The organism is Myxococcus xanthus (assembly GCF_013116825.1).
In the GTDB taxonomy this organism is placed as follows: domain Bacteria; phylum Myxococcota; class Myxococcia; order Myxococcales; family Myxococcaceae; genus Myxococcus; species Myxococcus xanthus_B.
The window spans coordinates 80,305-87,789 of record NZ_JABFNS010000016.1; the positions used below are offsets into that span (position 1 = coordinate 80,305).

The 7,485-nt window shown below is 68.8% G+C and carries 6 protein-coding genes, 1 tRNA gene and 1 pseudogene; 4 read left to right on the forward strand and 4 right to left on the reverse strand.

Translation table 11 applies throughout. The features are described 5' to 3' along the window. Nucleotides 1-28 precede the first annotated feature (28 nt). From pheT to HNV26_RS06940, 3 genes are all read left to right on the forward strand, one after another. Nucleotides 29-2,443, forward strand: coding sequence for a phenylalanine--tRNA ligase subunit beta (gene pheT, locus HNV26_RS06930; RefSeq protein WP_171439713.1), 2,415 nt, complete (start codon nt 29-31; stop codon nt 2,441-2,443). Between the two features lie 90 nt (nt 2,444-2,533). Further along, on the forward strand, nt 2,534-2,923 hold the full coding sequence (locus HNV26_RS06935; RefSeq protein ID WP_002639669.1) for an integration host factor subunit alpha: 390 nt from the start codon (nt 2,534-2,536) through the stop codon (nt 2,921-2,923). Nucleotides 2,924-3,011: 88 nt separating this feature from the next. Further along, nucleotides 3,012-3,088, forward strand: a tRNA-Pro gene (locus HNV26_RS06940). Between the two features lie 247 nt (nt 3,089-3,335). Here HNV26_RS06940 and HNV26_RS39210 read toward each other — a convergent pair. The 4 genes and pseudogenes from HNV26_RS39210 to HNV26_RS06965 all read right to left on the reverse strand — a co-directional run. Further along, nucleotides 3,336-4,391: pseudogene (locus tag HNV26_RS39210) on the reverse strand (tyrosine-type recombinase/integrase); the annotation flags it as partial. A gap of 73 nt (nt 4,392-4,464) precedes the next feature. Beyond that, nucleotides 4,465-4,674: a helix-turn-helix domain-containing protein gene (locus HNV26_RS06955; RefSeq protein WP_171439621.1), complete on the reverse strand. Its 210-nt coding sequence runs from the start codon at nt 4,672-4,674 to the stop codon at nt 4,465-4,467. Further along, complete coding sequence (locus HNV26_RS06960; RefSeq protein WP_171439620.1) at nt 4,667-6,028, reverse strand: DNA polymerase; 1,362 nt, start codon at nt 6,026-6,028, stop codon at nt 4,667-4,669. Before HNV26_RS06960 ends, HNV26_RS06955 begins: the two co-directional genes overlap by 8 nt. A 63-nt stretch (nt 6,029-6,091) precedes the next feature. After that, nucleotides 6,092-6,952 carry a hypothetical protein gene (locus HNV26_RS06965; RefSeq protein WP_171439619.1) on the reverse strand — a complete coding sequence of 287 codons (861 nt, stop codon included), beginning with the start codon at nt 6,950-6,952 and terminating at the stop codon, nt 6,092-6,094. 237 nt (nt 6,953-7,189) lie between these two features. Between HNV26_RS06965 and HNV26_RS06970 the strand changes: the two genes are divergently transcribed. After that, a partial coding sequence (locus tag HNV26_RS06970) for a transposase (protein ID WP_171439618.1) occupies nt 7,190-7,485 on the forward strand: 296 nt, incomplete at its 3' end.

Sequence of the window (7,485 nt, forward strand, 5' to 3'; positions counted from 1 at the left end):
CCAGCCGATTGAAGAAGAGGGTGGACCTGTGAAGATTTCGGTGAAGTGGCTGGGCGATTACGTGGCGCTGCCGCCGTCGGTGGACGAGCTGGCGCGCAAGCTGACCGCCGCGGGCCTGGAGATTGAGGGAATGGAGCGCCCCGCGGAGGCCCTTCGCGGCGTGGTGGTGGCGCAAATCAAGGAGTCCGTGCAGCACCCCAACGCGGACAAGCTGTCCGTCACGCAGGTGGACATCGGCGGGACGGCGCTCCTCCAGGTGGTGTGCGGCGCGAAGAACTTCAAGGTGGGCGACAAGGTGCCGCTGGCCACCGTGGGCGCGAAGCTGCCCAACGGCATGGACATCAAGCAGGCGGCGCTGCGCGGCGTGGACAGCTTCGGCATGCTCTGCTCGTCCAAGGAGCTGGGCCTGAGCGAGGAGTCCAGCGGCCTGCTCATCCTGCCGGCGGACACGCGCGTGGGCACGCCCATCGCGGAGGCCGTGGGGCTGGATGACGTGGTGCTGGAGGTGAACGTCACGCCGAACCGCCCGGACGCGCTCAGCCACCTGGGCGTGGCGCGCGAGGTGAGCGTGGTGACGGGCTCCGCGCTGAAGGTGCCCCAGCCGAAGCCCGCGGAGTCGGGCACGCCCGCCGCCGAGCAGGTGAAGGTGCGCGTGGAGGCCCCGGACCGCTGCCCGCGCTACGTGGCGCGCGTGGTGGAGAACGTGAAGATTGGCCCGTCTCCGCAGTGGATGCAGGACCGGCTGAAGGCGGCCGGGGTGCGCGCCATCAACAACGTGGTGGACGTCACCAACTACGTGAACCTGGAGTACGGGCAGCCGCTGCACGCCTTCGACCTGGAGAAGCTGGCCGGCCAGGAGCTTGTCGTCCGCACGGCGACGCGCGGCGAGAAGCTCAAGACGCTGGACGGCAAGGACCGTGTCCTGGACGTGGATGACCTGGTCATCGCGGACAAGGACCGGGCGCAGGCCATCGCTGGCGTCATGGGCGGCGGCGACAGCGAGGTGACCGAGGGCACCCGGCGGCTGGTGCTGGAGTCGGCGAACTTCCAGGGTTCCTCGGTGCGGCGCTCGTCGAAGCGGCACGGGCTGCACACGGAGGCATCGCACCGCTTCGAGCGCGGGGCGGACATGGACGCCGTGGTGCCGGCCATTGACCGGGCGGCGCAGCTGATCGCGGAGCTGGCGGGGGGCACGGTGGCTCCTGGCCGCGTGGACGTGTACCCGGCGCCGAAGCCGCCTCGGAAGGTGACGCTGCGCTTCGCCCGGGTGGAGCAGGTGCTGGGCGTGGCCGTGGCGGAGAAGGAGGTCCGCCGCATCCTGGAGGCCCTGGGCTTCAAGGCGGTGGAGGAGGCGACGGGGCAGGCGACGTACGAGGTGCCCCGGGCCCGTGTCGACGTGGAGCGCGAGGAGGACCTCTTGGAGGAGGTCGCGCGCATCTACGGATACGACAACATTCCGGCGACGCTGCCTCGGGGACTGGCCACGCTGGCCCCGGAGCCCGCGAATGCCGAGGCCGAGCGCCGCATGCGTCAGGCGCTTGCCGGCGCGGGGTTGGACGAGGTGGTGAACTACTCGTTCGTCGCGCCGCGCAGCCTGGAGGTGCTGGGGGGGGCGGAGAAGCCGGTGGCGCTGCTCAACCCGCTGAGCACCGAGCAGTCGGTGATGCGCACCAGCCTGCTGCCGGGCCTGCTGGAGAACCTGTCCCGCAGCGTGCGGCACCAGGTGGAGGCGGTGGCCATCTACGAGACGGGCCGGGCCTACTTCCAGGACGCGGAAGGCGGGCAGGGCCAGCGTCCCGCGGCGCGCGAGGTGCCTCGCGTGGGGGGGCTGGTGTGGGGCCTGCGCGGTGGCGGCCGGAGCTGGACGCACAAGGATGCCCGCGCGGACTTCTACGACGCGAAGGCGGCGGTGGAGGGGCTGCTGGGCGCACTCCGCGTGGAGGGCGTGACGTACGTGCCCGCGGGGCCGGCGGCGTACCACCCGAAGGCCGTGGCGCAGGTGAAGGCGGCGGACGGCACGGTGCTGGGCCACGTGGGCGAGGTGCATCCCCGGGTGGCGAAGGCGCTGGGCCTGCCGGACGGGGTGTTCGTCTTCGAACTGGACACGGAGCCGCTGTACGCGGCCTCGAAGCTGGTGCCGGCGTACCGGTCGCTGCCGCGTTTCCCGGCGGTGCTTCGGGACCTGGCGGTGGTGGTGCCGCTGGAGTTGCCCAACGACGAGGTGCGCCGGGTGATCCTGGAGGTGGGCAAGCCGCTGGTGGAGGACGCTCAGGTGTTCGACGTGTACACCGGTGAGCAGATTCCCCAGGGTCGGAAGAACCTGGCGTACGCGCTGCGCTACCGCTCGGCCGAGCGGACGCTGACCGATGTGGAGGTCAACGAGGCGCATCAGCGCATCGTGGATGAGGTGAAGCAGCGGCTGGGGGCTGCCTTGCGCGCCTGAATTCCTGAATGAAGTCAGAGGGTTGACACGTCTTTGGGAAGGCTGCAACAGTGCCCGGCGTTCAGCCCCGAGGGCTTCCCGAGGATTCGCATGACGAAGGCGGACATCATCGAGGGTGTCTACGAGAAGGTCGGCTTCTCGAAGAAGGAGTCGGCCGAAATCGTGGAGCTCGTGTTCGACACGCTCAAGGAGACCTTGGAGCGCGGGGACAAGATCAAGATCTCAGGGTTCGGCAACTTCCAGGTGCGTCAGAAGAAGGCGCGCGTGGGCCGCAACCCGCAGACGGGCAAGGAGATCGAGATCTCGGCGCGCCGGGTGCTGACCTTCCGGCCGAGCCAGGTGCTGAAGAGCGCCCTGAACGGTGAGGCGCCGCCCGAGGATCACGCGGAGATCGACGCCCGGGAGGAGGCCGCCGCCGACGCGGCCGAGGCCCGTGGCGAGGACTTCGACGAAGAGGGAATGGAGGACATGGAAGGGTGAGTTTTTTGGACGGTGCCCTGCTTCTCTTGCTTGACCTGAACGTCATGTAGGGGCATAAGGGCGCACCCTTTCACGGCAGCAGCAGTGCCGGGGCGTAGCGCAGCCTGGTAGCGCACTTGCTTGGGGTGCAAGTGGTCGCAGGTTCAAATCCTGTCGCCCCGACCATCGAAGGCCCTGGAGATTCGCGGGTTTCCCGTGAGCCTCCAGGGCCTTCACCTTTTGGGCGCTCGGACTCCAGCAGCAAACTAGCAGCAAGCGGAGCGGGGGCGGCGCCAGCAGCAAGCAGCGCCTCTGCGGGGCTCGGAACTGAGGTCCCGAACACGAGCAGGTTGAGTCCCTTGCGCATATCCTCCACGTCGAGGTGGCCGTAGATCTCCGAGGTGATGGCCGGGTCCGAGTGGCGGAGGATGCGCTGCACGGTGGCCAGCGGGACGCCCGCCTTGAGCAGCAGTGTGGCAGTCGTGTGCCGCAGGTCATGGAAGCGCAGCGGGCGAGGGAGCGCCCGGGGCCAGAGCTTCATGCCGCAGCGAGGGCAGGGCTCGGGCACGGCGTGGCTCTTCTTCACCGCGTAGCCGCAGCCCTTGCGCCGGCAGACGTGGTTGTAGCCCTCCACCAGCCCCGCGCGTCCCAGGGCCCGGCGCAGCACCTTGTGCAGCGCGGAGTCCGGCGCACGCTGCGAGCCGTCCTCCGCAGGGAACAGCAGCTCCGAGGTGGAGGTGGTCAGGGCCTCGCGCAGGAAGGGCACCAGTCCCTCGGCGATGGGAAGCAGGTCCGCGTGGCCGCCCTTCGTCGTGTCGCTCGCGTGCGACCGGGCCACCACGACGGTGCCCGCCGTGAGGTCCACGTCCGACTTGCGGAGCGCGAGCAGCTCGCCCTTGCGCATCCCGGTGTAGACCGCCGTGGCGAACAGCGGGCGCCAGCGCCGCTCCAGGGCCGCCAGCATCAACGGGACCTCCTCGGCCTTGAGGTATTGCGGCAGCTTCTTCGGCTTCTTGAAGCGCGGGACGGCCTTGGCGGGATTGAGGCCGGAGAAGAGCCCTCGCCGGAGCGCCAGCTCGAAAATGCGGTGGAGGAGGGCGCGCAGATGGTTGAGCGACTCGGGAGACAGCTCCCCAGTCTTCGCGTTGAGCAGCACCTCCAGGCGCGAGGGCGTGATGCTCTTGAGGGCCAGGGGGCCCAGCTCGTCACGCAGGTGCTTCTCGCCGAAGCCGAGGATGGTGGTGGAGCGGAGCCGGCTGCCCACCTCGGTCTTCCAGGCGTCCAGGGCCTCCCCGAAGGTGACCTGCTTGCGGTGCTCAGGCAGGGGCTCCAGGCCGCGCCGCTGGCGGTCGGTTTGAACCTCCAGGTCGTGCAGGAGGGACTTCGCCTCGGTCTTCGTGGTGGCCTGGGTGGCGGTGTCGCGCCACCGGCCGTGGCCGTCCTTGAAGCGGACGTACCATTTGTCGTTCTTGCGGTAGATAGAACCCATCAGATAGTTCCTATATCGTGGAACCTCAGAGGTCCCGTCCTTATTGCTGGTGGGGAAGGGCGCCACTTCCCAGTTAGCGGCGCCCCTGCCCCTTGATGAACGCTCGGATGGCCGCGGGTTCGAAGCGCAGCAGCCCGCCGATCCTCACGCACGGGAGACGGCCTGCCTGAGCCTGCTGGTACACCCAGGAGCGAGAGGCCTTGACGAAGCGCCCCACGTCGTTGGCGTCCCAGAGCCCCTCCTCCTGCTGCATCTCCTCCGTGCCCATGGGGGGCTTACTCATCGGTGCCTCCTTCGTCAGGTTTCACGGCGCTCATGCCAGCGCGCTTCTTGATGTCGCCGACCGTGGCGCGGGCCAGCTCCAGTTCCTTGGCTACCTCTCGCACGCTCTTGCCACTGCGCAGGAGGGCGAGGGCCTTCTCCACCTTGTGGGCCGACACCCGTGACTTCCTCGGGTGTGCGCCTCCCTCTCGAACCTGGCGCTGACGCTCGCTCGCCTCCAGCCGAGAGAGTGTGCAGTACGGGGCGGTGTCCGTGTTCTGCGTGAATGGATTGCAGTCGCGGTCGAGCAGCTTGCGCTTGGCGTCCCACGAGAAGCCCGTGCGCACTTCCTCTTCCACCACAGAGTGGATGGGCTTGCGCTCGCGCACGGCCGCCTCTGCCGTCAGCCGTCGCTTCCTGATGCGTAGTGGGGCCACGTCTCGCCCCTCGCGCAGGCAGGCCAGGAGCGTTTGCGCGAAGTCCTTCTCCGACTCGCTCGTCCCCTGGCGGGCCACACGAATCACGGCCCAGGTGTCATCCCGCCCCAGCACTGGCTCTCCAGGGGCCAGGTTCTCCACCTTCCGCAGCAGGGCGTACAGGCGAGCGCGGGCGATGAAGACGGCGTCGGCCCGGTGTTCCAGGCGCATGCCGCTGCCGACGCTCTGCAGCGCATTGAGCCCTTCGCAGCGCAGGTCCAGTTCCTCGGGGCAGATGATGGCGTCGGTAGAAACGAGGAATGCGCCACGCGAGGTGAGGTCGGCCATGTGGGCACGGGCTCGACCGAGAATCAACGTGGCCCACTCCGGCGCGAAGGCGCTGCCCACGTCGAGTGGCCCCTTGAGCGCGGCGCGCAGCTCCGGCGAGTCGTGGATGGCGGCCCCCATGCCCGGACCAAATCCCCGAAGCTGGGACTCGCGCTCGAAGTCCAAGAGCCTCGAAGTCCGCATCCGCTCGGCCAGCTTGCCCAGCAATGCGTTGGCGAAGAGCTTAGCGGTGGCGTACTCCAGGCTGCCCCTCTTAGCGGCCCCTTTCTGCAGGAGGAAGCGCCGCATGTAACAGCCCACGTCGTGGTCACACTCACGAGGGCCGGGCTTGAAGCCGTACGCCTCCACCAGTTCCAGCTTCGCTCCCTTGCGCAATGCCAGGCGCACCTCGGCCAGCGTGCAGGAGGTGGTGCCCTGGAGCGTGAACGCGAGGCGGTGCACACCCTGTCGGTAGACTGGCAGGCACGGGTAGCGCGTTCCTTTCGGGAAGGTGAAGTTGAAGGTGCCGAAGCCCTCGTATTCCATCACCTGCGCGAGGGATGCCAGACGCTCCCACCGCGTTCTGGCGTGCGGCAGCGGCTGGAGGAGCGCCGCGTACGGGTAGAGGCTCACTGCGTCGTACTCGGCGAAGGCGCCGACGAGGAGGCCACGTCGGAACGCCTCCGACTGCGCGCCCTAGTAGGCGCGGCAGGCCATGATGCGCACGCTCGGGTCCCCGTTGAAGACCCGCTCCACGCGCGGCTCGTCCCGTAATCTCGCTCCCTTCTTCACCTTGCGCATCACCTGCTGCGACTTCACCGGAGCGGGACCGCTGCGGACGAAGTGCAGGCGGAAGATGGAGGAGGCGATGGACGGCAGGGTACGGTTGCCGAGCACGTCGATGTTCCACTCACGCAGCACGCTCTCCCTGAAGCCGAGCATGGCACGCAGAGTCACCTCCGCATCTCGGACCGAATGGGCCACCAGCCGCGCCAGTTCCGTCCGCTTCATCTCAACGAGGTGCGGTCCGTCCACGTCCAGGCGGGGCAGCCCCACGGTCTGGGCGATCTCCTCCAAGGGGATCTTCGGGAAGTAGCCCGCGAGGTCCACCAGACGCACGTCCCAGGCGCCGTCCTCGCGTTGCATGCGCTCCAGTCGCCCGTGATGGGCCTTGCCCACCTGTTCCACCCGCGCCTCGGTCACGGCAGAAGGAAAGAGGGCGAGGAGACTGGTGCCCTCGTGCGTCACCACGTGCACCTGGCGGATTCCGCGCCGAGCACGCGGCACGGCATCGGCCCGCCAAAGCAGTTCCCGGATGCAGTCGAGAAGCTGCCCGCCCGTGAGCCGTCCCCCGGGCAACTCGTACGCTTGGGCATGGACGTGCTCGCCCACGAGGGTGACGAGTTGCAACAGCAGCGGGACGCCGCCCAACTCGTCCCACTTCACGGCCACGCCCACCAGCACGGTGTACGGATAGGCCCGGGGTCGGCGACGGAGGCGGGTGAGCGTCCGGGACAGGAACAGGCCCAGATTCGCTTCCAGATCCTCCTGGTTCATGCGCCGCCCCCCAGCAAGTCCAGGGACTTGGCGCGGTAGCAGGCTGGAGCGGCTCGCCAGATGGCGGACTGGAACTGTCCAGCCCCTCGGGAGCTGCAAGGCCCCGGAGTCACTTCAGTGGAGGGCTCAATTGGGTGTCCGGAATCGTGATGAGGGGGCCCCCCTGTGTCAGGGAAGTTGTCGCCTCGGCTGACCGGCCGAGCTGACCACCCCGGGGGCGAGTACAGGCAGGTAGCTGTGTCGTACACGGATGCATTCAAGGCGGAGATGGTGAAGCGGATGGTGGGGCCAGGCGCGGTGAGTGCTGCGGCGCTCGCCCGCCAGGTGGGAGTCTCGCAGCCGACGCTGTCGCAGTGGTTGCGCGAGGCGCGTAGGGTAGCGGCGATGACGCCACCGCCCGAGGAGAAGAAGCCCGCTGGCCCGAAGAAGTGGACGCCCGAGGAGAAGCTGCGCGTGCTGGTGGTGGCCCAGGGGCTTGAGGGTGAGAAGTTGGGGGCGTTGCTGCGCCGCGAGGGGCTGCACGAGGCGCAGTT